The 24,969-nt window shown below is 69.1% G+C and carries 20 protein-coding genes, 1 tRNA gene and 1 pseudogene; 12 read left to right on the forward strand and 10 right to left on the reverse strand.

The features are described from left to right. Positions 1 to 840 (forward strand): HNH endonuclease signature motif containing protein (locus tag G4X40_RS22195; protein WP_277835816.1); only part of this gene is annotated, 840 nt, incomplete at its 5' end. Between the two features lie 166 nt (positions 841 to 1,006). Here the strand turns inward: G4X40_RS22195 and G4X40_RS22200 are convergent. The 4 genes from G4X40_RS22200 to G4X40_RS22215 form a co-directional block, all read right to left on the reverse strand. Then, entirely contained in the window at positions 1,007 to 2,380 is a 1,374-nt protein-coding gene (locus G4X40_RS22200) for an alpha/beta hydrolase domain-containing protein (RefSeq protein ID WP_277835817.1), read from the reverse strand. Between the two features lie 65 nt (positions 2,381 to 2,445). Then, positions 2,446 to 3,618, reverse strand: a complete 1,173-nt coding sequence (locus G4X40_RS22205; protein WP_277835818.1) for a sulfotransferase family protein — start codon at positions 3,616 to 3,618, stop codon at positions 2,446 to 2,448. A 12-nt stretch (positions 3,619 to 3,630) separates the two neighbouring features. After that, positions 3,631 to 4,413: an SDR family oxidoreductase gene (locus G4X40_RS22210; protein ID WP_277835819.1), complete on the reverse strand. Its 783-nt coding sequence runs from the start codon at positions 4,411 to 4,413 to the stop codon at positions 3,631 to 3,633. Between the two features lie 44 nt (positions 4,414 to 4,457). Beyond that, positions 4,458 to 5,624: a hypothetical protein gene (locus G4X40_RS22215; protein WP_277835820.1), complete on the reverse strand. Its 1,167-nt coding sequence runs from the start codon at positions 5,622 to 5,624 to the stop codon at positions 4,458 to 4,460. Between the two features lie 119 nt (positions 5,625 to 5,743). Here G4X40_RS22215 and G4X40_RS22220 point away from each other — a divergent pair, with 119 nt between their 5' ends. The 4 genes and pseudogenes from G4X40_RS22220 to G4X40_RS22235 form a co-directional block, all read left to right on the forward strand. Then, positions 5,744 to 6,721 carry an IclR family transcriptional regulator gene (locus G4X40_RS22220; protein ID WP_277835821.1) on the forward strand — a complete coding sequence of 326 codons (978 nt, stop codon included), beginning with the start codon at positions 5,744 to 5,746 and terminating at the stop codon, positions 6,719 to 6,721. Between the two features lie 115 nt (positions 6,722 to 6,836). Beyond that, entirely contained in the window at positions 6,837 to 7,766 is a 930-nt protein-coding gene (cysD, locus tag G4X40_RS22225; protein ID WP_277835822.1) for a sulfate adenylyltransferase subunit CysD, read from the forward strand. Further along, a complete protein-coding gene (gene cysC, locus G4X40_RS22230) occupies positions 7,766 to 9,643 on the forward strand; it encodes an adenylyl-sulfate kinase (RefSeq protein ID WP_277835823.1) in 1,878 nt (625 codons plus the stop codon). Before cysD ends, cysC begins: the two co-directional genes overlap by 1 nt. Next, positions 9,640 to 10,431: pseudogene (locus G4X40_RS22235) on the forward strand (3'(2'),5'-bisphosphate nucleotidase CysQ); the annotation flags it as partial. The gene cysC and the pseudogene G4X40_RS22235, both read left to right, overlap by 4 nt. Before the next feature lie 26 nt (positions 10,432 to 10,457). Here the strand turns inward: G4X40_RS22235 and G4X40_RS22240 are convergent. From G4X40_RS22240 to G4X40_RS22260, 5 genes are all read right to left on the reverse strand, one after another. After that, the gene (locus G4X40_RS22240; protein WP_277835824.1) at positions 10,458 to 11,573 is read right to left on the reverse strand and encodes a phosphatase PAP2 family protein; all 1,116 of its coding nucleotides are present in this window, start codon (positions 11,571 to 11,573) and stop codon (positions 10,458 to 10,460) included. A gap of 120 nt (positions 11,574 to 11,693) precedes the next feature. Then, a complete protein-coding gene (locus G4X40_RS22245) occupies positions 11,694 to 11,855 on the reverse strand; it encodes a hypothetical protein (protein ID WP_277835825.1) in 162 nt (53 codons plus the stop codon). 104 nt (positions 11,856 to 11,959) lie between these two features. Beyond that, positions 11,960 to 12,031 (reverse strand) — tRNA-Arg (locus tag G4X40_RS22250). 83 nt (positions 12,032 to 12,114) lie between these two features. Continuing rightward, entirely contained in the window at positions 12,115 to 12,807 is a 693-nt protein-coding gene (locus G4X40_RS22255; RefSeq protein ID WP_277835826.1) for a DUF305 domain-containing protein, read from the reverse strand. Further along, on the reverse strand, positions 12,800 to 13,612 hold the full coding sequence (locus G4X40_RS22260; protein ID WP_277835827.1) for a DUF3105 domain-containing protein: 813 nt from the start codon (positions 13,610 to 13,612) through the stop codon (positions 12,800 to 12,802). The genes G4X40_RS22255 and G4X40_RS22260 overlap by 8 nt, the downstream gene beginning before the upstream one ends. Before the next feature lie 200 nt (positions 13,613 to 13,812). On the opposite strand from G4X40_RS22260, the gene argS reads away from it, so the two are divergent. From argS to thrB, 5 genes are read left to right on the forward strand one after another with little or no spacing between them, the layout of a single operon-like run. Beyond that, a complete protein-coding gene (gene argS / locus G4X40_RS22265; RefSeq protein WP_277835828.1) occupies positions 13,813 to 15,465 on the forward strand; it encodes an arginine--tRNA ligase in 1,653 nt (550 codons plus the stop codon). Then, positions 15,462 to 16,877, forward strand: a complete 1,416-nt coding sequence (lysA, locus tag G4X40_RS22270; protein ID WP_277835829.1) for a diaminopimelate decarboxylase — start codon at positions 15,462 to 15,464, stop codon at positions 16,875 to 16,877. Before argS ends, lysA begins: the two co-directional genes overlap by 4 nt. Further along, positions 16,877 to 18,178 carry a homoserine dehydrogenase gene (locus G4X40_RS22275; RefSeq protein WP_277835830.1) on the forward strand — a complete coding sequence of 434 codons (1,302 nt, stop codon included), beginning with the start codon at positions 16,877 to 16,879 and terminating at the stop codon, positions 18,176 to 18,178. Before lysA ends, G4X40_RS22275 begins: the two co-directional genes overlap by 1 nt. Then, positions 18,175 to 19,257 carry a threonine synthase gene (gene thrC, locus G4X40_RS22280; protein ID WP_277835831.1) on the forward strand — a complete coding sequence of 361 codons (1,083 nt, stop codon included), beginning with the start codon at positions 18,175 to 18,177 and terminating at the stop codon, positions 19,255 to 19,257. The genes G4X40_RS22275 and thrC overlap by 4 nt, the downstream gene beginning before the upstream one ends. A 47-nt stretch (positions 19,258 to 19,304) precedes the next feature. Then, the gene (gene thrB / locus G4X40_RS22285; protein ID WP_277835848.1) at positions 19,305 to 20,234 is read left to right on the forward strand and encodes a homoserine kinase; all 930 of its coding nucleotides are present in this window, start codon (positions 19,305 to 19,307) and stop codon (positions 20,232 to 20,234) included. Between the two features lie 108 nt (positions 20,235 to 20,342). Here the strand turns inward: thrB and G4X40_RS22290 are convergent, their stop codons facing one another. Further along, positions 20,343 to 21,965 carry a long-chain fatty acid--CoA ligase gene (locus G4X40_RS22290; RefSeq protein ID WP_277835832.1) on the reverse strand — a complete coding sequence of 541 codons (1,623 nt, stop codon included), beginning with the start codon at positions 21,963 to 21,965 and terminating at the stop codon, positions 20,343 to 20,345. Between the two features lie 470 nt (positions 21,966 to 22,435). Between G4X40_RS22290 and rho the strand changes: the two genes are divergently transcribed. Together rho and rpmE are read left to right on the forward strand one after the other, a co-directional pair. Further along, positions 22,436 to 24,472, forward strand: coding sequence for a transcription termination factor Rho (gene rho, locus G4X40_RS22295; RefSeq protein WP_277835833.1), 2,037 nt, complete (start codon positions 22,436 to 22,438; stop codon positions 24,470 to 24,472). A 237-nt stretch (positions 24,473 to 24,709) separates the two neighbouring features. Further along, positions 24,710 to 24,940: a 50S ribosomal protein L31 gene (rpmE, locus tag G4X40_RS22300; protein ID WP_277835834.1), complete on the forward strand. Its 231-nt coding sequence runs from the start codon at positions 24,710 to 24,712 to the stop codon at positions 24,938 to 24,940. Positions 24,941 to 24,969 lie beyond the last annotated feature (29 nt).

Here is a 24,969-nt window from a genome sequence, read left to right on the forward strand (position 1 = left end):
AACGGGCGCGTTGTCATCAGGGGTGATGTGGATTCGGAGACCGGGGAGATGCTGCTGACGGCCCTGTCGAAACTCTCCGCACCCGTGCCGGGTCCGGGTGGGGAACCCGATCCGAGGCCGGCGCCGCTGCGGCGGGCGGACGCGTTCACCGAGATGTTGCGTCGCTTCCACGACTGCGGTGCCGGTCCGGTCGAGGGCGGCGAGAAGCCGCACCTGACGGTGTTGGTGAACATCAACGACCTCCACCACTGCGACGGCGACGGCGATGGCGACGGGGAGGGTGGCTGCGAGTGCGGTTGCGGCGGCGGCGAAGCCGGCCAGGGCGGCAAGGGTGAAGCCGCCGGCCACAGTAGCGGCAGCGGAGGCGGTCGCAGCGGCCACGGGCCTGGGTCGGGATCCGGGTCCGCCGGCGGCCTCGGTCCGCTGATGATGTGGACCGGCCCGCTCTCCCGCGCGTCGACGCGCCGGTTGGCGTGTGACTGCATCATCACCCCGATCATCATCAACGATGACGGAGTCCCGTTGAAACTCGGCCGCAAAGACCGGTTGGTTCCCGCCTCGTTACGCCGGGCCTTGATCGTCCGTGACCGGTGTTGCGCGTTCCCCGGCTGCGGTAGGCCCGCCGCCTGGACAGACGCCCACCACATCGTCCACTGGGCCGACGGGGGCGAGACCGATCTGTCGAACACGGTGCTGCTCTGCCGCTACCACCATCGACTGATCCACCACAGCGAGTGGGAAGTGTTCATCGGACCCGACCTTTGCCCGTGGTTCCGGCCGCCACGCTCCCGCGACCCCGACCGAAAACCCCTCCCCGCCCACGGCCGCACCGCCGCCTGAAACACGGCTCGGCCCACGCGGGACCTCAAGCACCACAACCGAATACGTTTGCCCTGCACCGCGAGACGCGGTGCAGGGCCAACGTGTGTGCACCTCGGGGTCGCGGCCGAGCCCAGGCGTCGTGCCGACCGAGCCTGCGCTGCTTCCGGTCATCCCTGCCACGCACCTACACCGTCACTGCCACGCCACCTGCGGCGATGAGCGCCTGTCCATCGTCGGGCCGAATGAACCCCGCCACGACCGCGCGCTCGACCGACACCGCGAACGCGGTGACATATGCGCCCTCATCCGGATACAGAGATGCCAGCACGTCACGCGTGAACGGTGTCGTCGCGCCGTTGTTCGGCACCTGTACGGTCTCTCCGGTCAACGTGCACACCGGAACGTCGACATGGGGAGTGCGGACCCCGCCTAGTGCGTTGCCGAAACGATCGCGCACGATCTGTCCGTCGGCGGTCGCGATGGGATCGGCGACCGGCGGCGCGGCGCCGTCGATGATCCAGACGCACAGCGCCCGCAGGGCCGCCGAAGCGACCAGTGCCTGCGGCCCGTCGTTGACGATCGGTATCACTGCGCTCAGATCGCGGATCGTGCCGAATTGGGCGGTGTACTGCGGATAGAGGATGCGGAGCGAGTGCGCGTCGGAATGTGCGGCACCGGCGATCTCCCAGGTCCGAATGCGGTCGCCGTCCGGTTGCCGGGCGGCGTCGAACGAACGCTCCGGACTGCCGCCGAGTTCGAACAACTCGGTCTCGGTGACGATCTGGAACACAGGCACGTCAAGATCGGTGCGGACCCGCGCCGGGGCGACCACCGACGGTCCGCTCGGCCCGTCCAGCGCGGCTACACCGGTGCCGGCGCCGAGTGGTGCACCGAAACCTGCCCGACTGTGGATGAACAGTCCGTCGAATACTCGCGCGACCGGCTGGATCGCGTTGGCGTACGTCAACATCCGCATCGCCGATTGCGACTGTCCCACGGCGATCACTGTCACGTCGTCCACGCCCGGCAGCGGGCCGTCCTCGCCGTACGAGACCCGCAGAGCCGCACCCGCCTGCGTGAAGATGTCGTACGAGTAGGCGTCGCCGGGATGGTGCAGTGTGCCGTACCGATCGGGACTCCACGCCTTGAGCCCGACCACATTCGGACCCAGGGGGCTGCCGCCGGTGCTGTTCACACCGGCGGCCTGGGCCGACACGCCCACCCACGCGTATCCCTGGAGCAGTTCCGTGTGCAGGTAGCCGAAGTCGACGTCGACGTCGGCCCCGCCGCTGACGTTCAACCATTCGACGACCACAGTGCCGTTGAACCGGCCCGGATCGGCGGGCGCCCGCACCAGCAGCCGGGTCCGATAGGAGGCCTGCGTGGACTCGGTCACCGACCACCGTCCGTCACCGGTCCACTCGCCGTTCTCACGGAAGGACTTGGCAGTGCCGTGGAGGACGAACTCCCGCTCGGTGTAGCCCGCGGTTGCCAGGTCGACGGACGTCGCGGTCGCCGGCGCGTCGCCGACGCCGCTCACCGCAGAGGCGTGCCTCACAGGCTCGATGATCATTCGGCAGGTCCTCTCACTCGGCAAACGGCCCGCGGCGCAGTGAACAGACGCTAGGTCAGCCCGGCGAACCGCTCGCGGACCTCGCCGTCGGTCAATCCGTACTCCTCGAGCGTGTACCGGTGCGCGGGTTTGCGGGACCCGGTGCGGCTCTCGTCGTGCATCGCGCCCATGGCGGTGCGCGCGTCGTCGGACAGCCCGATCCCGAAGTGCGAGTAGATCTTCTCCACGGTGCCCAGCGGGTCGCCGACGAAGTCGTGATAGTCGACGTCGATGAACTGTGCCGGATCGTGCTTGGCGCGGACCGTGTTGAAGTGTTCGAGGCCGCGGGCCCACAACTCCAGCTGGCTGCGGCCGATCACCTCGCCGCGGAACTTGTCGGACCATCCCTCGGTCGCCTGCTCGGCGAGGCTGCACACCGACGGGATGATCGTGCTCGGCGGCCGGTGCGTCTGGATGATCAGCGCGTCGGGATATACGTCGAGCAACTCGTCGAGCGCGAACAGGTGGCTCGGATTCTTGAGCACCCACCGCCGGTCCTGGTCGTGCAGCCCGATCAGCTGGAGGTTCTTCTTGTGCCGCGCATAGGCGTTGGTCCAGTCCTGCCCCTGCAGCCAGTTCGAGTAGGTCGGCAGTGAGGCCAGGCACTCGTACGAGACCGACTTGAACGTCTGGCGCAGCAGCTGCCAGCATTCCTCGACCTCGGCCGCCGACATGAAGTGCACGCCCATGAACTCCGGGTGCTCGACATGGTGCTGGCTGAAACGATTCTCGATTGCCTGGTACACCGGGTTCGACGCCCACGTCTCGCGTGGTGGCCGGGGCTGCGGCATCTCGGTCAGCCACATCTCGAGTCCCTGATGGGAGGGGTCGACGGTGAGCAAGCGGTGCAGTGCGGTCGTCCCGGTCCGGGGCAGGCCGGTCACGAAGATCGGCCGCTCGACGGCGACGTCGGCATGCCCCGGGTTCGCCTGCCACGCCGCTTCGCTGAGCAGCCGGGCCACCAGCGCCCCGCGCAGGAACACGCGGGAGATCTTGCTGCCCAGCGGCGTCAGGTCCTCGTCGCGCTCATAGGACTCGAGCAGTACCCCGAGCGCCTCGGTGTAGTCGTCCGCGCCGAAATCGGACAGTCCGGTCATCCGCGTGGCCGACGCGTGCAGGTCCTCGATGGTGCCGACCGTCGTCCGGCCGGAGCTGGTCCGGCCAGAGCTGGTGCCTTCGGTCATGATCGTCGTCTCCTAGTGGTGGTATTCGCCGCAGTTGACGTCCAGGCACTGCCCGGTGATACCGCTCGCCATCGGCGATGCCAGGAAGATGACCGCGTCGGCGATCTCTTCGGTGGTGGGCAGCCGCTTGAGGTCGCTGGCGGCAGCGGTCGCGTCGTAGATCTGCTCGACGGTGGTGCCGTACTTCTGTGCCTGGTGCGCAAAGTAGCCCTGCAGTGTTTCGCCCCAGATGTAGCCCGGTGCCACCGAGTTGACGCGGATACCCTTGGGGCCCAACTCGGTCGCCAGTGACTGCGACACTGCAAGCAGTGCCGACTTCGCCAGCTTGTAGCTGCCGTAGCGCTCCTGCGAGTGGCGGATCACCATCGAGTTGAGGTTGACGACCGCGCCGTCCGACTCCTCGAGTGCCGGGGTGAACAGTTGGGTGAGCCGCAGCGCGCCGAGCACGGTCAGCTCGACGCTGTCGCGGATGTGCTGGAAGTCGGTGCGGGCCAGAGGCTTCATCGACGGCACCGAGAACGCATTGTTGACGAGCACGTCGACGCGCCCATAGGCCTCGAGGCTCTCGGCCACCAGGTTCTCGGCGGACGCCTCGTCGGTGATGTCGGTGGGCACGCAGATGGCGCGGCGGCCCAGATCGGTGACCTCCTTGGCGACCTCGTCGAGCCGGGCCTGCGTGCGCGCGGCCAGGACCAGATCGGCGCCGGCCGCTGCGCAGCGCAGCGCCAGGGTCCGACCCAGGCCGGGGCCGACGCCGGAGACGACGATGACCTTGTCGGTCAGCAGGGTGTTCACGGGGAGATCCTCCGAGGTGTGTTCGGCTGGGTGCGGCACGACGCTCACCCCAGCATCCGGTCGGCGAAGCCGGCCTGCCGCGCGGCGATACGCGCGGCGAACTCGGCCGGGGTGATCGTGTTCTGCTCGTGGTAGGGCAGCTTGGCGGCGACCTCGTCGATGCCGACGACCTCGACGGTCGGGCCGTCGGCCGCGGTGAACTCGCGGGAGGTGCGCTGCCAGCGGAACTGCAGGATGCCCCGCGGGTGTCCCACGGTCTCGACCCAGTTGGCGATGCCGGGGTTCTGTTCCGAGACCACCAATCGGATCATCCCATCCGGATCCGCCTGCGCCTGAGCGTTGTTGAGCGAAGTCTGGTGCCCGGTGTAGTCGAGCGAGATGTACCACATGCTGCCGAGCTGGAAGCCCTGGTACGGCGCGTCCGACTTCGGCACGGTGATGATCATCGCCTGGTCGTCACCGAGTTCGTAGTGGCCGACGGACGAGAACTGGGTGGCCAGCCCGCCGGGGGTCAGGCGCGGTTCGGTCATCGTGTTGACCGGCAGCTTCAGGTAGAACCACTCCGGGAACTGCAGCCAGGTCTTCACCCGGCCGACCAGCGCCCTGCCCGCGCGGGCGTAGCGTTTCGCGGTCTCCTCCGGGGTCAGCTGCGGCACCGGGGTGCCGGCGGCGCCGACCTTTTCGATCCGGATCGTGCCGCGCCGCTGCGTCCAGTCGCTGTAGACCTCGCGCACCACCAGTTGCGAGGAACCAGGCGCGAGGGTGAAGTAGTTGCGGCGGCCGTCGGCGGGGCCGGGGCCGAAGCGGACCTCGAAGCTTCCGTCCGGGTCGATGTCCAGTTCACGGTCGTCGAACGCGGTGACGCTGCCGGGAACATTCGCGTCGGTGTAGTTGCCGCTGAGCACCTGAAAGCTCAGATCGGCTGTGCTGCCGCGTGTTCCGGTGACGATGTACTCGGCGTCGTCGTTGATCCTGGCGCCGAAGTAGAGCGTGTCGGGGTTGTCCAGGCCCATCTTGGTGTAGGGACCGGTGCCCTGCAGGAACATTGGCTGCGTCTTCTCGGTGGCCCAGGCGGCGTGCAACGTCGCGACGATGCCGCCGGCCAGGTACTGGTACCCCTCCAGCAGGTCCTGCTCGGAGCGCACGTGGGGTGCGTCGGCGACAAGCTTCTCGGCCTCCGCGATCGCCTCGGCGAATGGTTCGGTCAGCAAACCTGCTCCTCGAAAAACATATGGGTACAAATTCGTACCGTGCGGGTACATTAATCGTGTGATGCCGACAATAGAATGCGTTCTAGCGATGGTCAACGGTCAGGTCGGTGGTCGGCCCGATGGTCGCTGAGCAGACAGCCGCAGGCGAGCCTGCGGGATCGGGTAGGCGGTCGCCGCCGACCGACCGGGTCGTGCAGGTGCTCGATTACCTGGTTGCGCACCCGGACCGCCGATTCGGACTGTCCGAGTTGGCCCGGTCTCTGAAGATCAGCAAACCCACCTGCCTGGGCATCCTGTCGGCCTTGGCGTCGTCGGGCTACCTCACCCGTGACGAGCGGGCGAAGACGTACGGCCTGGGGCCCGCGCTGATCGCCGCGGGCCGGGCGGCGCAACGCAGCTTCGCGGTGGGGCCGATCGCCCGCGCGTACCTGGAGAAGCTCAGCGTGCAGTTCGCCACGACGTGTGTGGCCTCGGCGGTCATCGGCGACCAGATCGCCGTGCTCGAGGCAGTGGGCCCGGGCGAGGCGCGCACCAACGCCCGGGTGGGCAGCGTCTATCCGTTCGCGCCGCCGATCGGCCTGATGTATGTGCTCTGGGATCGCGACGCGGCCCTGGAATCCTGGCTGCGCCGCGAGCCCGCCTTGCCTGTACGGCTGGACCGTGAGCGACTGCGGGCGGTGGTGGCCGAGTGTCGCGCGGCCGGGTATCTCGTCGAGAGTCTCGACCCTGTGGGTCAGCGACTGCACCGGCTCATGGCGGGCGTCGACGTGCACGAACTGCCCTCCGAGGTGCGGGAACTGATCGGGGAGATGGCGTCGAGCCTGGGGGAGCGGGTGTACCTCGGCCATGACATCGGCCGGGGCGTCGGCGAGGGCATGGGCGGCGACACCGGCGGCGGCGCTGTGGAGGACACCTTGTACCCGGTGAACCTGATCTCGGCGCCCGCCTATGACGCCGACGGCCGGCAGGCGCTGGTGCTCACGCTGTATGTGGGGGCGTCGGTGACCGGCGCGGAGATCGCTGAGCGCGGGTCCGCGTTGACGGCCGCGGCGGAGGCGGTGACGGTGGAGGTGGGAGGCCGAAAGCCCTTCTGGTGACGACCGAACGGCAGTCGTTGACCGAAACTAGAACTTATTCTATTCTCGCCGCGATGGGTCGATTTCGAACCGGGTTGGTTCAAATATGAACCATAGACGAGATGGGGAGTCGCACATGAGCGCGCCGTCCACTCCACCGCCCACCTACGAACTGACGCACCTGCAGGCCCTCGAGGCCGAGGCGGTGCACATCTTCCGCGAGGTTGCGGCCGGTTTCGAACGGCCCGTGCTGCTGTTCTCCGGCGGCAAGGACTCGGTGGTGATGCTGCACGTCGCCGCCAAGGCGTTTTGGCCCGCGGCCGTGCCGTTCACCGTCATGCATGTCGACACCGGCCACAACTTCGACGAGGTCATCGAGTTCCGTGACCGCACGGTCGACCGTTTTGGACTGCGGCTGGTGGTCGCCAGCGTGCAGGACGAGATCGACGCCGGTCGCGTCGTCGAGGAGACCGGGCCGCGGGCCAGCCGCAACCGGCTGCAGACCTCGGCACTGCTGAAGGGCATCTCGGACAACGGTTTCGACGCGGTGTTCGGCGGGGCTCGGCGGGACGAGGAAAAGGCCCGGGCCAAGGAGCGGATCTTCAGTTTCCGCGACGAATTCGGGCAATGGGACCCGCGGGCGCAGCGGCCAGAGCTGTGGAACCTGTACAACGGCAGACACCGTCGCGGCGAACACATCCGTGTCTTCCCGTTGTCGAACTGGACCGAGCTGGACATCTGGCAGTACATCGCGCAGGAACGCATCGAGCTGCCCGGCATCTACTACGCGCACCGCCGCGCGGTCGTGCCGCGCGACGGAATGCTGCTGGCGCACACCAGGTTCCTGCAGCTGCTGCCGGGGGAGGAGCCCGTCGAGGCGATGGTGCGGTTCCGCACGGTCGGCGACGCGACCTGCACCGGATGCGTCGAATCCTCCGCCGACACGGTCGAGGCCGTCGTCGAGGAGGTTGCCGCGACCCGGATCACCGAACGGGGCGCCACCCGCGCCGACGACCGGATCTCCGAGGCAGGCATGGAAGATCGCAAGAAAGAGGGCTACTTCTGATGACCCAGCTGTTGCGACTGGCCACCGCCGGAAGCGTCGACGACGGCAAGTCGACGCTGATCGGCCGGCTGCTGTACGACTCCAAGGCCATCTTCGAGGACCAGCTCGTCGCGGTCGAGCGCACCAGCCGCTCGCGCGGCGAGGAGCAGGCGAACCTGGCACTGCTGACCGACGGGCTGCGCGCCGAACGCGAGCAGGGCATCACCATCGACGTCGCGCATCGCTATTTCGCCACGCGCCGACGCAAGTTCATCATCGCCGACACCCCCGGACATGCTCAGTACACCCGGAACATGGTCACCGGCGCGTCGACCGCCGACCTGGCGCTGATCCTGATCGACGCCCGCAACGGGATCGTCGAGCAGACCCGCCGGCACGCGTTCATCGCCAGCCTGCTCGGCATTCCGCACCTGGTCGTGTGCGTGAACAAGATGGACCTCGTGGACTGGTCGAAGGAGCGCTTCGAGGAGATCCGGGAGGAGTTCCGGCAGTTCGCGATGCGGCTCAACGTCACCGATCTGACCTTCATCCCGATGTCGGCGCTCAAGGGCGACAACGTCGTCGAGCGCACCGACCACATGCCGTGGTACGAGGGCACCTCGCTGCTGCACCACCTCGAGGAGGTGCACGTCGCCTCCGACCGCAACTTGATCGACGTGCGGTTGCCCGTGCAGTACGTGATCCGGCCGCAGCACCGCGCCGACGACCGGTTCCACGACCACCGCAGCTACGCGGGCACGATCGCCGGCGGCGTGCTCAAGCCGGGGGACGACGTCGTCGTGCTGCCCTCCGAGTTCGCCTCGACGATCAAAACGATCTGGGGACCGGGCGGCGTCGAACTGACCGAGGCCTTCGCGCCCGCGGCGGTGTCGGTCGAGTTGACCGACGACCTCGACATCAGCCGCGGCGACTTGCTGTGCCGGCCGGCGAACCGGCCGACGGTCGGCCGCGAGATCGACGCGATGGTCTGCTGGTTCAGCGACCGCAGCACCCTCACCGAGGGGGCGCGGTACATCGTGCGGCAGACCACCCGCGAGTCCAAGGCCGTCATCGCCTCACTCGACTATCGCCTCGACGTCAACACCCTGCACCGCGACGATTCCGCGAAGGCGCTGGGGCTCAACGACATCGGCCGGATTCAGCTACGTACCCAGCATCCGATGCTGTTCGACGCGTATCGGCGCAACCGCGCGACGGGCAGCTTCATCCTGATCGACGAGGCCACCGGCAACACGGTCGCGGCGGGGATGATCACCGGCACCACGCCGACCGCCACGAATGTGGTGTGGCATTCGGCGGCGGTGCGGCGCGAGGACCGCGTCACCACCGGACACACCGTCTGGCTCACCGGGCTGTCGGGCTCGGGCAAGTCGTCGGTCGCGGTCGAGCTCGAACGCCGGCTGGTCGCCGAGGGTGTGCCCGCCTATCTGCTCGACGGCGACAACCTGCGCCACGGGCTCAACGCAGACCTCGGCTTCTCGGCCGGAGACCGCGCCGAGAACGTGCGACGGGTCGGCGAGGTCGCACGACTGCTCGCCGACGCCGGCGTGGTCGCCGTGGTGTCGCTGATCAGCCCGTACGAGGCGGACCGGGAACGGGTCCGTGAGCGGCACCGCGCGGCCGGGCTGGGATTCACGGAGGTCTTCGTGGACACCCCACTGCAGGTGTGCGAGCAGCGCGACCCCAAGGGCATGTACGCCAAGGCGCGGGCCGGTGAGATCCGCGGGTTCACCGGCATCGACGACCCGTACGAGGCGCCCCGGCACGCGGAGGTCGTGCTGCGGCCCGCCGACGGCGACGCAATCAGGCAGGCGCAGTTGGTCATCGACAACCTCGAGTCCTCGAACGGGCAGCAAACGCAGGAGCCGGGACGATGAGCCGAACGAGATCAGGGAAGGCGGCCGACGACCCGCGGCTGGCGGCCGAGCTGGCCACCGCCGCCGGGGCGCTGCTGCTGCGGCTGCGCGAGGAGTCGATCGGCGAGGTCACGGCGAAGGAACTGGGCCGCCGCGGTGACACCGAGTCGAACGAACTGCTGCTGCGAGAGCTGGCGGCGGCCCGCCCCGGCGACGCGGTGCTGTCGGAGGAGTCCGCCGACAGCGCCGCCCGGCTCTCGGCGGACCGGGTGTGGATCGTCGACCCCCTCGACGGCACCCGGGAGTTCGGACTCGCCGGCCGCACCGACTGGGCGGTCCACGTCGCACTGTGGGAGGCCGGCCGATCGATCACGGCGGCCGCGGTCGCGCAGCCCGCGCTCGGGGTCACTTACGCCTCGGACACGGTCGGGCGTGCGAGCGGGGATCCTGGTGCCGCGTCCGACGAGCGCTTCCGGATCGTCGTGAGCGACTCGCGGCCACCGGAGTTCGTGGGCCGGGTCGTGGAGGAACTCGGCACGGGGGAGATCGACGCCGTGCTGGTGCCGATGGGATCGGCCGGCGCGAAGACGATGGCGGTCGTGCGCGGAGAGGCGGACGCCTATCTGCACGCCGGTGGTCAGTGGGAGTGGGACTCGGCGGCGCCGGTCGGGGTGGCCGTGGCGGCGGGATTGCACGCCAGCCGGATCGATGGGTCGCCGCTGAACTACAACGCGCCGCACCCGTACCTGCCCGATCTGCTGATCTGCCCGCCTGACCGGGCCGCCGCGCTGCTGGCCGCGATCGAGCGCGCGCAGGGAGTTCAGGCCCAGCGGGATCAGTCCAGGTCGTAGCGCACCCACCGGCCCAGCGGCGGGCGGTACTCGCCCGCCGCGATCGCCACCGGCTCGGCGGGTGCGAATTCCGCGGCCGGCGCCGCGGGGGCGTGGAGGTCCACCCCCACCGGGACGGCAGGGGCCTGGCGGGCGTCCGTGTCGTGCCGGGACGTGCCCGCCCGCAGAGCGATCTCCTGCACGGACAACGGCGCGCCCGAACGGCTCGCGGAGCCGTGCCGCCCGACGTGGCTGGGTACCGGGACGGAACGGGTCTCGGCGCGACGGCCGGCGGCGCGTGATCGGCGCTCCGACCGGCCGGCGGGCTCCGGCTCCTGCAGGCCCGTCGTCGGTGCGTGTCCGGTGTGGCCTACAGCGACGTGTGTGCGCTCCTGCGGCTCTGTCTCGGTGCGGGCCGGGCGGGTGGTCGCGCGTGCGGCGGCCCGAGCGGGCGCGGGCCGCGGCTCGAACTCGGCGCGGCGCTCGCCGGCGAACAGCGGCAGACGCTGGAGTCTGCCGCGCAGCGTCGGCCACAGCCCGCACAGACAGACCACCGCCGAGCTGGACACCAGTACTGCCCCGATGGTGTCGGTCAGGTAGTGGTCGCCCAGATACATCCGGGAGGCCATCACCAGCACGACCGTGAACATGCCCACCACCGCCACGGTCTCGCGAAGGTCGCCCCGCGGATGCCGCCGCACGAGGAAGTAAGCCGCGTACGCGCACGAGGTGGCCAGTGCGACATGACCGCTCGGGTAACTGGCGGTCGCGTCGTGGACGAACGGGGGACGGGGGCGGTCGACGAACACCTTGAGGATCAGCGTGCTGTTCCAGCCGACGGCGACGGTGAGGAACGTCGACACCGCGGCGAAGCGCTGACGGCGCCACCACAGCAGCGCGGTCGCGACGGCGAGGATGACGAGGCCGGCCGGTGGGGAGAACACGGTGCTCACCGCCTGCATGGCCGCGGTCAGCCACGATTCGTGCAGGTCCTGAAGTCCCTGGTCGACGCGCAGTTCGCGGGGTGTTGTCAGGGAGCTGTAGGTGACGGTCACACCGAGGGCGACGGAGAGGACGAACAGCGCGGACGACAGTGGAATCCACGCGCGGATCCTGGGCATGTGGCGACGCTCCCGGCTTGCTGGCGGACCGCACCGACAGCGGTCGTCACACAGTTCTACAGATCGGTTCCCGACGCGGCCACAATCAGCCCCGTCGAGTTCGCCGCGATCGGGCGATCGTTACAGACGCCGGCCCATCTCGTCCTGATAGGAGCGGATCCGCCGAGCAAGGTCGTCCACGAGATCGGCATGCCCCTCCTTCCGGGCGAGATCCTGGCGGGCCCGCAGTTCGCGAATGGCCTTGCGCAGGTCGTTGTCGCTGATCACGCGTTCACTCACCATGTGTCCCATGTCACCATGGTCGGCGAGTTCGGTGGGAAAGGCAACGACGGCCAGAGAAGGCGAAGAGGGATTCCGCAGAAGACGCGGCAAGAAGGAAACAAGGGTGCCCCCGGCAGGATTCGAACCTGCGCACCCGCCTCCGGAGGGCGGTGCTCTATCCCCTGAGCTACGGGGGCCCGCCGGTGAAATCCGGCGTGCCGTTGGGCGGTGTAACCCTAACCCATGAGCGACCCGAAACTGCAAACCGGGTGCACAGCGGTCAATTCATCGGCAGCGGAGCGGCGCCCTTCTGTGACAACATCTGCCGCATCAGCGCCGACTCGCGGTTCTGCGCGGCGAGCATGTTGGCCGACAGATCGCGGACCACGGCCTGTCCGGCGTTCTTCGTCGCGTACTCGAGCATGGGGGTGCCGCCCTCGTGGTGCCGCAGCATCAGCTGCAGGAACAACACGTCGGCCGCCTCGCCCTGCGCGTCACGCAGGTTCTGCAGGTCGGTCGCGGACGCCATTCCCGGCATCGTCGCCACGGGCCCGCCGCCCATGCCGGTCATGTGACCGGTTCCCGAGCCGTGGCCGCCGCTCATCCACGCCATGTAGCCGCCGGTGTGGGCCAGCGGCTGACCCCACAGTGTCAGCCACCCCTCCATGCGACCCACCTGGTCCTGCTGGGTGGTGAGGATGTCGTAGGCGAGGTTCTTGACCACCGGGTCGGCGCCGCGCGCCATCTCGATGGTGGCCATCTCGATCGCCTGGTTGTGGTGCACCGACATGTCCTGGGCGAATCCGACGTCGACCGAATCGGCGGACGGCACGCTCAGGTGGCCGTCGGAGGCGGTGCCGCGGACGAAGAACCCGACCAGGAATCCGATCGCGAGCACTGCGACCGCCGCGAGCGTGAGCAGCGCGACCCTTTGGCGGCGGTGGGCGTCGCCGTCAGCGGCCCCGTCAGCCATTGCCGCCGGTCATCGGTTGGTCGGTCGGGTTCCCTTCGGCGCCCTTGCCGTTCATCTGGATGGCGTCCGGTCCCGGCGGGGCCGGATCGAACGGCGGCGGGTTGTTCGGGTCGAAGAACGACGGATCGGTCGAGCAGCTCGCGCCGACCTCCGGGTACGTGTGGTCGTTCAGCCGCAGCGCGGTGATGAACTCGTCGACCCGCGGGTCGGTCGGGCTGTCCAGCTTGAGCTGGTGGCCCCAGGACTGCAGCGACAGTGCGCTGTCCATACCGGGGTACGGCGACATCAGCATGTACGGGTGACCGTCGACCTTGGTCGCCAACTCCGCGATCTGCTGAGGCGTCAGCTTGTCCGGGTTGTACGTGATCCAGACGGCGCCGTGCTCGAGTGAGTGCACCGCGTTCTCGGTGCGGAGGCCCTTGGGGTAGACGGTGCCCATGCAGTTGGCCCACGCCTGGTCGTGCGGGCCGCCGAACGGCGGGATCTTGTCGTAGGCGACCCGCTGGTCGGCCGTCACGTGCTGCCCGGCCGGGTAGTCCATCTTGACCACGCCGGGAATCGAGGTGGACGGGTCGGGGTTCGAGGCGCTCGGCGTGAACGCGTCGACCGCGGCCTTCTGCTGATACTTCGGGAACACGCTCACCGCGATGACCGCGACGAGGACGATCACGGCGGCCGCGGCGCCGATCAAAGCCCACGGCACCTGACGGCCGGCGGGCACCCCGCCGGTGACCGACTTCTTTCGGGAGTTGCTGGTCTTGCTGGAGCCCTTTTTTGCGGGCTGCTTCGGTCCGCCGGTCGGCATCTCGCGATCTTTCTCGTTACGTGGACGGCCGCCGGCGGGCAGAGCCTTGCGGCCCGGTCCGCCGGCGGCACTCGGTGACGTCCACTGTACGGATCGACGGCATTCGCGGTGGTCGACGTGAGAGCGATGATCGAGTCGGCGACGCTGGACGCTGACGTCGGCGTACGGGCCCCACGTGTGGGGCCATAGGATGTAGTCCTGTGACTCCCGCCGACCTTGCCGAACTGCTCCGCGTGACCGCCGAAAAGGTGCTCACGGACCGCGGGCTGGATGTTTCCGTGTTGCCCGCCAAGCTCACGGTCGAGCGTCCCCGCAACCCCGAACACGGCGACTACGCCACGAACGTGGCGATGCAGGTGGCGAAGAAGGCCGGCGTGAACCCGCGCGATCTGGCGACCTGGCTGGCGGACGAACTGTCCAACGACGCGGGGATCGACGCCGTCGACGTGGCCGGGCCCGGCTTCCTCAACGTCCGGCTGGCGGCGGCCGCGCAGGGCGTGATCGTGTCGAACGTGCTCGAGGCCGGCGCCGGTTTCGGCACCGCGACCGCGTACGCGGGCCGTAGCATCAACCTGGAGTTCGTCTCGGCGAACCCGACCGGGCCGATCCACCTCGGCGGCACCCGGTGGGCGGCGGTCGGCGACGCGCTCGGCCGGATCCTCGCGGCCCAGGGCGCGGACGTCACCCGTGAGTACTACTTCAATGACCACGGCGCGCAGATCGACCGCTTCACCCGGTCGCTGATCGCCAATGCGGAAGGCAAGCCCGCACCCGAGGACGGCTACGCCGGCGACTACATCGCGGATATCGCCGCGTCGGTGCTCGAGCAGCGGCCGGACGCCCTCACGCTGCCGGAAGCCGAGCGCAGCGAGATGTTTCGGTCGATCGGCGTCGGCCTGATGTTCGAGCACATCAAGCGGACGCTGCATGAGTTCGGTGTGGATTTCGACGTCTACTTCCACGAGAACTCACTGTTCGAGTCCGGTGCGGTCGACGCGGCCGTCGAGCAGCTCAAGGGCTCGGGGAACCTGTACGAGAAGGATGGCGCCTGGTGGCTCAAGTCCACTGACTACGGCGACGACAAGGATCGCGTCGTCATCAAGTCCGACGGCAACGCCGCCTACATCGCCGGCGACATCGCGTACTTCCAGAACAAGCGTGCCCGCGGCTTCGACCTGTGCATCTACATGCTCGGCGCGGACCACCACGGCTACATCGGCCGGCTCAAGGCCGCTGCCGCCGCGTTCGGCGACGACCCGGCCACGGTCGAGGTGCTCATCGGCCAGATGGTCAACCTGGTCCGCGACGGCAAGCCGGTGAAGATGAGCAAGCGCGCCGGCACCGTGATCACGCTCGACGACCTGGTCGAGGCGATCGGCGTCGACGCCGCGCGGTACGTGCTGGTCAGGTCCTCGGTGGATCAGAGTATCGACATCGACCTGCAGCTGTGGGCGTCGGCGAGCAGCGAGAACCCGGTCTACTACGTGCAGTACGCGCACGCCCGGCTGAGCTCGCTCGCGCGTGGCGCCGCCGAACTGGGGATCACCGCCGATCAGCAGAGCCTGGAGCTGCTCACCCACGAGCGCGAGGGCGACCTCATCCGCACCATCGGCGAGTACCCGCGGGTGGTGGCGAGCGCCGCCGAGCTGCGTGAACCGCACCGCGTCGCCCGGTATCTCGAGGAGCTGGCCGGCACCTATCACCGTTTCTACGACTCCTGCCGGGTGCTGCCCCGCGGCGACGAAGAGGTCACCGACCTGCACCGCGCCCGGCTCGCGCTGTGCCTGGCCGCCCGACAGGTCCTCGCCAACGGTCTCGGACTGCTCGGTGTGACCGCCCCGGAGAAGATGTGAGCGCGCACCCGGCGGGCCCGCGTCACGCGGAGATCCCGCACGCCCCCAGCCTTTCCCAGCGCCCCGAGCCTGCCGAGCTGAACGCGCTGCCCGAGCGCGTCTGGCCGCGCAGTGCCGACCGGGACGCCGACGGCGTGGCCACGATCGGCGGGGTCCCGGTGACCACCCTGGCCTCGGAGTACGGCACCCCGCTGTTCGTCGTCGACGAGAACGACTTCCGTTCGCGCTGCCGCGAGATGGCCACCGCGTTCGGCGGCGCCGAACGGGTGCACTACGCGTCGAAGGCGTTCCTGTGCGGCGAGGTCGCGCGGTGGGTCGCCGACGAGGGGCTGTCGATGGACGTCGCCTCCGGCGGTGAACTGGCGGTGGCGCTGCACGCCGGCTTCCCGGCCGGGCGGGTCACCATGCACGGCAACAACAAGTCGATCGCCGAGCTCGAGGCCGCGGTCGTGGCCGGGGTCGGGCACATCGTGATCGACTCGATGATCGAGATCGACCGGCTCGACGAGATCGCGGCGCGTTTCGGTGTGGTGCAAGAGGTGCTGGTCCGCATCACGGTCGGCGTCGAGGCGCACACCCACGAGTTCATCGCCACCGCGCACGAGGACCAGAAGTTCGGTTTCTCGCTGCAGTCCGGCGCCGCGATGGGCGCGATCCGCAAGGTGTTCGCGACCGAGAACCTCAAGCTCGTCGGACTGCACAGCCACATCGGCTCGCAGATCTTCGAGGTGGACGGGTTCGAGCTCGCCGCGCACCGGGTGATCGGCCTGCTGGCCGAGGTCGCCGCGGAGTTCGGCAGCGACCGGGCCGCACAGATGTCGCTGATCGATCTCGGTGGGGGACTGGGGATCTCGTACATCCCCTCGGACGATCCGCCGCCGCTGGAGACGCTTGCAGGCAAGCTCGCGCACATCGTGGCGACCGAGTCCGAGCAGGCCGGCCTGCCGACCCCGACGCTGGCGGTCGAACCGGGCCGCGCCATCGCCGGACCGGGCACGATCACGCTCTACGAGGTCGGCACCGTCAAGGACGTGATGCTCGACGGCGGCGCCGAGCGCCGTTACCTCAGTGTCGACGGGGGGATGAGCGACAACATCCGCACCGCGCTGTACGACGCCGAATACGATGTGCGCCTGGTATCGCGCGAATCGGCCGCCGAGCCGGTGGTCGCGCGGGTCGTGGGCAAGCACTGCGAGAGCGGTGACATCGTGGTGCGCGACACCTGGATGGCCCAGGACGTGGGAGCAGGCGATCTGCTCGGTGTTGCGGCGACCGGCGCGTACTGCTATTCCATGTCGAGCCGATACAACCTGCTCACCAGGCCCGCCGTGGTGGCCGTTCGTGATGGAAGCTCCAGGCTCATCCTGCGCCGGGAGACCGAAGAAGATCTGCTCAGCTTGGAGGTTCAGTGATGGCCGACCGTGAGATCGGTGTGGCAGTACTCGGGCTCGGCAACGTGGGGAGCGAGGTCGTCCGCATCCTGAACGAGCATGCGGCGGACTTCGAGGCCCGGGTCGGTGCGCCGGTCGTGTTGCGGGGTATCGCGGTCCGTTCCGTGGATCGCGACCGCGGCGTGCCCGCGGAGTTGCTGACGACCGACGCCCAGGCGCTGGTCGACCGCGACGACGTCGACATCGTGGTCGAGGTGATCGGCGGCATCGAACCCGTTCGCACACTGATCCTCTCGGCGTTGAACTCGGGAAAGTCCGTGGTCACCGCCAACAAGGCGTTGCTGGCCGACTACACCGGTGAACTCGCCGACGCGGCCAAGCTCGCCGACGTGGACCTGTACTTCGAGGCCGCGGTCGCCGGGGCGATCCCGGTGGTGCGCCCGCTCATGCAGTCGCTCGCCGGGGACCGGGTCAACCGGGTCGTCGGCATCGTCAACGGCACCACCAACTTCATCCTGTCCGCGATGGAGGAGACCGGCGCCGACTACGCCGACACGCTCGCGGAGGCCGGACGGCTCGGCTACGCGGAGGCGGATCCGACCGCGGACGTCGAGGGGTACGACGCGGCCGCGAAGGCCGCGATCCTCGCGTCGCTGGCGTTCCACACCCGGGTCACCGCCGCCGACGTGTACCGCGAGGGCATCAGCAAGATCACGGCGGAGGACCTGGCCTCGGCGAAGGCCGTCGACTGCACGGTCAAGCTGCTCGCCATCTGCGAGCGGGTCGTCGGCGCGGACGGTGAGGAGCGGGTCTCGGCCCGCGTCTACCCGGCGCTGTTGCCGCACTCGCACCCGCTGGCGACCGTCAACGGCGCCTTCAACGCGGTGGTCGTCGAGGCGGAGGCCGCGGGCCGGCTGATGTTCTACGGTCAGGGCGCCGGCGGCGCACCGACCGCGTCGGCGGTGCTCGGGGACCTGGTCAGTGCGGCCCGCAACCGGGTGCACGGGGGCAAGGGCCCCGACGAGTCGACCTACGCCAAGCTGCCGATCGCGCCGATGGGCGAGACGCCGACCCGCTACCACGTCAACATGGAGGTGGCCGACCGTCCGGGTGTGCTCTCGGCGGTCGCCGCGGAGTTCTCCGCGCACGGCGTGAGCATCTCGGTGGTCCGCCAGGAGGACACCGGCAACGGCGCCTCGCTGGTCGTGGTCACCCACATCGCGCCGGAGGCGGCGCTGGCGGAAACTGTTGCTGCACTTGATCGTTTGGAATTCGTGAACGCTGTGACCAGCGTCTTGAGATTGGAAGGCACCGGAGAATGACCTCTGCACACACCCCCGTCCACCGCGCCTGGCCGGGATTGATCGAGGCGTACCGGGATCGGCTGGACATCGGCGAGAACTGGAAGACGATCACGCTGCGCGAGGGCGGCACGCCGCTGCTGCCGGCGGCGCACCTGTCCGAGCTCACCGGCTGCGACGTCTACCTGAAGGTCGAGGGTCTCAACCCGACCGGGTCGTTCAAGGACCGCGGCATGACGATGGCCGTCACCGATGCGCTGGCGCGCGGACAGCAGGCGGTGCTGTGCGCGTCGACCGGTAACACCTCGGCGTCCGCGGCGGCCTACGCGGCGAAGGCGAAGATGGGCTGCGCCGTGCTCGTGCCGCAGGGCAAGATCGCGATGGGCAAGCTGGCCCAGGCGGTCATGCACGGCGCCAAGATCATCCAGGTCGAGGGCAACTTCGACGACTGCCTGGAACTGGCGCGCAAGACCACCAGCGAGTTCCCGACCATCGGCCTGGTGAACTCGGTGAACCCGGTGCGCATCGAGGGGCAGAAGACGGCTGCCTTCGAGATCTGCGACGTGCTCGGCAAGGCCCCGGACATCCACGCGCTGCCGGTCGGCAACGCCGGCAACATCACCGCCTACTGGCGCGGCTACGGCGAGTACCACCGCGACGGCGTCGTCGAGTCGCGCCCGCGCATGCTCGGCGTGCAGGCCGCCGGTGCGGCCCCCCTGGTGCACGGTGCGCCGGTGAAGAACCCGGAGACCATCGCCACCGCCATCCGGATCGGCGACCCGGCCTCCTGGACCGGTGCCATCAACGCCCGCGATGAGTCGAACGGGCAGATCCGCGCGGCGACCGACGAGAAGATCCTCGAGGCGTACCGGCTGATCGCCGCGACCGAGGGCGTGTTCGTCGAGCCGGCCTCCGCGGCGAGCGTGGCGGGTCTGCTCGCGGCGCACGCCGAGGGCTGGGTCGAGCCGGGACAGACTGTCGTGTGCACCGTGACCGGCAACGGCCTCAAGGACCCCGACACCGCGCTGTCCGGCATGCCCGACGTCAAGCCGATCCCGGTCGACCCGAATGCGGTCGCGACCGCCCTCGAGTTGGCATAGTGTCGGTGACTGCGAACCCGACGGATTCGGCGGCGGATGGGCCCGACATGACGGCTGTGCTCGACAGCGGCATCAGCGTGCGTGTGCGCGTGCCGGCGTCGAGCGCCAACCTCGGGCCGGGATTCGACACGCTCGGGATCGCATTGGGCATCTACGACGAGATTCAGGTGACCACCACGGGGTCGGGTCTGGACGTCGACGTCGTCGGGGAGGGTGCCGGCGATGTGCCGCTGGGCCCTTCGCATCTGGTCGTGCGGGCCATCGAGCGCGGCCTGGAAGCCGCCGGTGTGTGGGTCGACGGCATGGATGTGGTGTGCCACAACAGGATTCCGCACTCGCGGGGACTTGGTTCGTCGGCGTCCGCCGCGGTCGGCGGGCTGCTGGCCGCCAACGCGCTGGTGGGGCGTGCCGCCCCGGAGTCGGTGTTGTCGGAAGAGCAGCTGGTGCAGTTGGCGTCCGAGTTCGAGGGGCACCCGGACAACGCCTCGGCCAGCATCCTCGGCGGTGCGGTCGTGTCGTGGACGGCGCAGGGACCGGCGGGGGAGCCGGACTACCGTGCCGTCGGGCTGTCGGTGCACCCGGACATCCGGGCGTTCGTGCTGATTCCTGCGGAGCGTTCGTCGACGGCGGAGACGCGCGGGCTGCTGCCCGAGATCGTGCCGCATCGTGACGCCGCCTTCAACGTGAGCAGGGGAGCGTTGGCGGTGGTCGCATTGACCGCCCGCCCGGATCTGCTGCTCACCGCCACCGAGGACCGACTGCATCAACCGCAGCGGGCCGCGGTCATGCCGGCCACGCACCGGTGGGTGACGCGCTTGCGTGCGAACGGCATCGCCGCGGCGGTGTCGGGTGCGGGGCCGACGGTGCTGGCGCTGACCACCACCGATCTGCCGGTGCATCTGGTCCGCGAGGCCGAGTCCGACGGGATGACCGTGCGCGAGGTCGAGATCGCCGCCGGCGGTGCCGAACTGTTCTGAGTGCCGGCCGCCGCGGGGTGCCGTTCGATCCGGCGCCCGTGCGACTGCCACGCCGCGAATCGGCCGTGCCCACCACCGGCACGGCCGATTCGCTTCAGGGGCGCGCCGCTACAACCGGACCACCGCGAGGCCGCCGTCGCGGAAGTCGGCCCGCAGGCGCTTCTTGTCGAACTTGCCCACGCTGGTCTTGGGCACCTCGGTGATCAACGCCCAGTTCTCCGGCACCTGCCACTTGGCGACCTTGTCCGCCAGGAAGTCACGCAGGTCGGCGACCGTGGTGTCGGATCCCTCGCGCAGCACGACCGCCACCAGCGGCCGCTCGTCCCAGCGCTCGTCCGGGACGGCGATCACCGCGGCCTCGACGACCGACGGATGCCCCATCACCGCATTCTCCAGGTCGACCGAGGAGATCCACTCGCCGCCGGACTTGATGATGTCCTTGGTCCGGTCCGTGAGCGTCAGGAACCCGTCCGGGGTGATCGACCCGACGTCGCCCGTGCGCAGCCAGCCGTCGTGGAACTTCGCCGCGTCGTCGATGCCGTAGTACGACCCGGTGATCCACGGTCCGCGGACCTCGAGTTCGCCGACGCCGACGCCGTCGTGCGGCACCAGGTTGTCGCCGTCGTCGACCAGGCGCGCCTGGACCGAGGCCGGGAACCTGCCCTGGGTGTAGCGGTACGACCACATGTCGTCGCCGGTCAACCCGGCTGGTGGGCGGGCCACCGAGCCCAGCGGTGAGGTCTCGGTCATGCCCCACGCGTGCAACACGGTGACCTGGTGGTCGGCCTCGAAGGCGTGCATCAGCGACGGCGGCACCGCGGACCCGCCGATGAGCACCTCGCGCAGCGACGAGATGTCCTGCGGGTGTTGCTCCAGATACAGGTGCAGGCCCTGCCAGATGGTCGGCACAGCCGCTGCGACCGTGGGCTTCTCGCTCGCGATGATTTCGGCCAGCGGCGCGGGCTGGAGGAATCGGTCGGGCATGACGAGCGAGGCGCCGATCATGAAGGCCGCATACGGCAGCCCCCAGGACATCGCGTGGAACTGGGGTACGACCGCCAGCGCGCGGTCGCCCTGGCGGATGTTCGGTCCGTCACTCATACAGACCTGCATCGAATGCAGATAGATCGAGCGGTGGGAGTACACAACGCCTTTGGGATCGCCGGTGGTGCCGGACGTGTAGCACATCGCTGCGGCGCTGCGCTCGTCCACCTCGGGCCAGTCGAAGGTCTCCGGGCGCCCGGCGAGCAATCCCTCGTAGCTGTGCAGCTGCATCCCTTGTGGCACTTCACAGTCGGTCACATCTGATCCGGTGACGACCACATGCCGGACAGTCTTCAGCTGGGGCAGGTGCGGCGCGAGCAACGGGAACAGTGACCGGTCGACGATGACCACGTGGTCCTCTGCGTCGTTGGCGACGTGCACCAACTGCGCCGGGAACAGCCGGATGTTGAGCGTGTGCAGCACCGCCCCCATCGCCGGCGCCGCGAGGTAGACCTCCAGGTGCTCGGCGTTGTTCCACATGAACGTCGCCACGCGCTGGTCGCCGGTGACCCCCAGCGAGCGCAGGCCGTGCGCGAGGGCCGCGGCCCGCCGGCCCACCTCGCCGTAGCTCTCGCGTCGCGGACCGGTGTCGGTCCAGGTCACCACCTCCGCGTCGGCGTGCACGGTGCTCCCGTGACGCAGCAGTTGGGCGATCGAGAGCGGGACGTCCTGCATCGTGCTGAGCATTGCGACTCCTGGTTGTACACAGAATGCCGTCGGCAAACCGGCCGGGATGTTTCGGGCCCGGTCGAGGCCGAAGGTGTGGTTGCGGTCACATGTTAACCATTTTGGGGTGTTTTGCCCGGTGTGTTGCGAGGGGTGTTCCTTGCTCAGTGTGTGGTCCGGCGTTATCCTGAGCGCAGCCCATCATCGTGCGCAGATTGAGCGCCGATATCTTCAGCGTCGACATCTTTCAGCGTCGAAACTTTCCGGGGCAATCACTCCAGAATCTTCTGGGCCGATTCCCCTGGGGCGATCCCTCGTGATTTCGCCGTGGTGACCGGTAACGGCGCCTGGCCCGGCGCAGGGGATGTCGATGAAGGGCCGGTCTGCGCATTCCCATCCGGTGAGTGCGCGACATTGCCGAGTCCGGTTGCCGGACTACGGGACGAACCCTCGCGACTGTGGAGTGCAGCCGGGGGAAGGAAAGGACTTCCGTGACCGATACGGATCTCATCACCACTGCACCAGCCGACAACGGGGTCGCTGATGCGCCCGAGGTGGCACGAGCCAAGGCGGTTGCGGCCTCGACGAAGCGGGCCGAGACCCGGCGCGGCAGCGGCCTGAACGCGATGGTGCTGACCGAACTGCGAGCGCTGGCCGCCGAGATCGGCATCAAGAGCACCTCCGGGATGCGCAAGGGCGACCTGATCGCGGCGATCCAGGAACGACAGGGCGGCTCGGGCGCTCCGGCGGCGGAGTCGTCCGCACCGGCGCGCGGCGGCAAGGTCCGGGCGGAGAAGGCCCGGTCGGCCGACGCCGCGCCGGTGCAGACCGAGCTCGATGTCCAGGACGCTCCCGCGAAGGCCGCGACCGCGCCGGCCGCTGCGACCACCAACGCCGAGACGGCCGGCGACGAGACCAAGGCCGGAGACGCGGAGTCCGGTGACGGACGACGCGCACGCGGGCGTCGGGGTGCTTCGCGGCGTGCGGGTGCCCCCGGTGCCGAGGCCGAATCCGGGGCCGAGGCGCAGCCGGGGGCTGAGCAGCCCCGCGAGGGGCAGCAGCGTGGCGAGGGCCGCCAGCGTGGCGAGGGTCAGGGCGACCGTCGCTCGCAGCGCCAGGAGCAGGGCGAGCAGCACTCGAAGCAATCTGACGGCGACGGCGGCCAGCAGGACCGCGGCGGCCGTGGCCGCGGCAACCAGAACCAGAACCAGAACCAGAACCAGAACCAGAACCAGAACCAGAACCAGAACCGCGGCCCGCAGGGCGGCCGCGGCGATGACGACGACGAGGGCGGCCGCGGACGTCGCGGCCGCCGGTTCCGCGAGCGTCGTCGCGGCGGGCGCGACCGCGTCGAGGGCGGCGAGGTCGAACTGCGCGAGGACGATGTCCTGCAACCGGTCGCCGGCATCCTCGACGTCCTCGACAACTACGCGTTCGTGCGCACCTCCGGGTACCTGGCGGGCCAGAACGACGTGTACGTGTCGATGAACATGGTGCGCAAGAACGGGCTGCGCCGCGGCGACGCGATCACCGGCGCCGTGCGGGTCCCCCGCGAAGGCGAGCAGGGCAACCAGCGGCAGAAGTTCAATCCGCTGGTCAAGCTCAACACCGTCAACGGGCTGGACCCGGAGCTGGCGAAGAAGCGCCCCGAGTTCGGCAAGCTCACGCCGCTGTACCCGAACCAGCGGCTGCGCCTGGAGACCACCCCGAACGTGCTGACCACGCGGGTGATCGACCTGATCATGCCGATCGGCAAGGGACAGCGTGCACTGATCGTCAGCCCGCCGAAGGCCGGCAAGACGACGATCCTGCAGAACATCGCCAACGCCATCGCGACCAACAATCCCGAGTGCTACCTGATGGTCGTGCTGGTGGACGAGCGGCCCGAAGAGGTCACCGACATGCAGCGTTCGGTCAAGGGTGAGGTCATCGCCTCGACCTTCGACCGGCCGCCGGCCGACCACACGTCGGTCGCCGAGCTGGCCATCGAGCGGGCCAAGCGCCTGGTCGAGCAGGGGCGCGACGTGGTCGTGCTGCTGGACTCGATCACCCGCCTGGGCCGTGCGTACAACAACAGCTCGCCGGCGTCCGGCCGCATCCTGTCCGGCGGTGTCGACTCGACCGCGCTGTACCCGCCGAAGCGTTTCCTCGGCGCCGCACGCAACATCGAGAACGGCGGTTCGCTGACGATAATCGCCTCCGCGCTGGTGGAAACCGGTTCGACCGGCGACACGGTCATCTTCGAGGAGTTCAAGGGCACCGGTAACGCCGAGCTCAAGCTCGACCGCAAGATCGCCGAGCGTCGCGTGTTCCCGGCCGTCGACGTCAACCTGTCCAGCACCCGCAAGGACGAGTTGCTGCTCAATCCCGACGAGGCCGCCGTCGTCCACAAGCTGCGCCGGGTGCTGTCGAACCTGGACTCGCACCAGGCCATCGACCTGCTGGTCGACCGGCTCAAGAAGAGCAAGAACAACCTCGAGTTCCTGATGACGGTCTCCAAGACCGCGCCGGGCTTGCTCGAGGACTGAGTAGGGCTCGCGGAAGGGAACTGCCTCCGAGAACATCCGCCCTCCGGGAACAGATCTCGGGGGGCGGATGTTGTTCACAGTGCCGATTGCGGTCGCCGGCCGTCGATCTGGCAGAATGGCAACGCTGGTCGCGCCCGGACAACCGGGTGCACCTGCGTTCACACCACCACAGTCCGGTTCCGGTTCACGGCTTCGACTCGATTCGAGGCCGACCCGGCGACCACCGAAAGGGACACCATGAAGGCTGGCATCCACCCCGAGTATGTCGCCACCACCGTCGTGTGCGGTTGCGGCAACACGTTCGAGACCCGCAGCACCAAGGAGACCGGGCGGATCACCGTCGAGGTCTGCTCGCAGTGCCACCCGTTCTACACGGGCAAGCAGAAGATCCTCGACACCGGCGGCCGCGTGGCCCGGTTCGAGGCCCGTTACGGCAAGCGCACCCCCAAGAAGGCTGCCGACAAGTAGCGACCCCGCCGACGCCCGCCCTGTCCCCG

Source organism: Speluncibacter jeojiensis, assembly GCF_029589495.1.
In the GTDB taxonomy this organism is placed as follows: domain Bacteria; phylum Actinomycetota; class Actinomycetes; order Mycobacteriales; family Mycobacteriaceae; genus Speluncibacter; species Speluncibacter jeojiensis.

Bases quoted from the DNA above. Each gene is read 5' to 3' on its own strand.
- G4X40_RS22220 (WP_277835821.1), top strand. From the start codon at position 5,744: ATGGTCGCTGAGCAGACAGCCGCAGGCGAGCCTGCGGGATCGGGTAGG.
- G4X40_RS22255 (WP_277835826.1), bottom strand. From the start codon at position 12,807: ATGGCTGACGGGGCCGCTGACGGCGACGCCCACCGCCGCCAAAGGGTC.
- cysD (WP_277835822.1), top strand. From the start codon at position 6,837: ATGAGCGCGCCGTCCACTCCACCGCCCACCTACGAACTGACGCACCTG.
- thrC (WP_277835831.1), top strand. From the start codon at position 18,175: ATGACCTCTGCACACACCCCCGTCCACCGCGCCTGGCCGGGATTGATC.
- G4X40_RS22290 (WP_277835832.1), bottom strand. From the start codon at position 21,965: ATGCTCAGCACGATGCAGGACGTCCCGCTCTCGATCGCCCAACTGCTG.
- thrB (WP_277835848.1), top strand. From the start codon at position 19,305: ATGACGGCTGTGCTCGACAGCGGCATCAGCGTGCGTGTGCGCGTGCCG.
- G4X40_RS22240 (WP_277835824.1), bottom strand. From the start codon at position 11,573: ATGCCCAGGATCCGCGCGTGGATTCCACTGTCGTCCGCGCTGTTCGTC.
- G4X40_RS22260 (WP_277835827.1), bottom strand. From the start codon at position 13,612: ATGCCGACCGGCGGACCGAAGCAGCCCGCAAAAAAGGGCTCCAGCAAG.
- G4X40_RS22205 (WP_277835818.1), bottom strand. From the start codon at position 3,618: ATGACCGAAGGCACCAGCTCTGGCCGGACCAGCTCCGGCCGGACGACG.
- rpmE (WP_277835834.1), top strand. From the start codon at position 24,710: ATGAAGGCTGGCATCCACCCCGAGTATGTCGCCACCACCGTCGTGTGC.
- G4X40_RS22275 (WP_277835830.1), top strand. From the start codon at position 16,877: ATGGCCGACCGTGAGATCGGTGTGGCAGTACTCGGGCTCGGCAACGTG.
- G4X40_RS22245 (WP_277835825.1), bottom strand. From the start codon at position 11,855: ATGGTGAGTGAACGCGTGATCAGCGACAACGACCTGCGCAAGGCCATT.
- cysC (WP_277835823.1), top strand. From the start codon at position 7,766: ATGACCCAGCTGTTGCGACTGGCCACCGCCGGAAGCGTCGACGACGGC.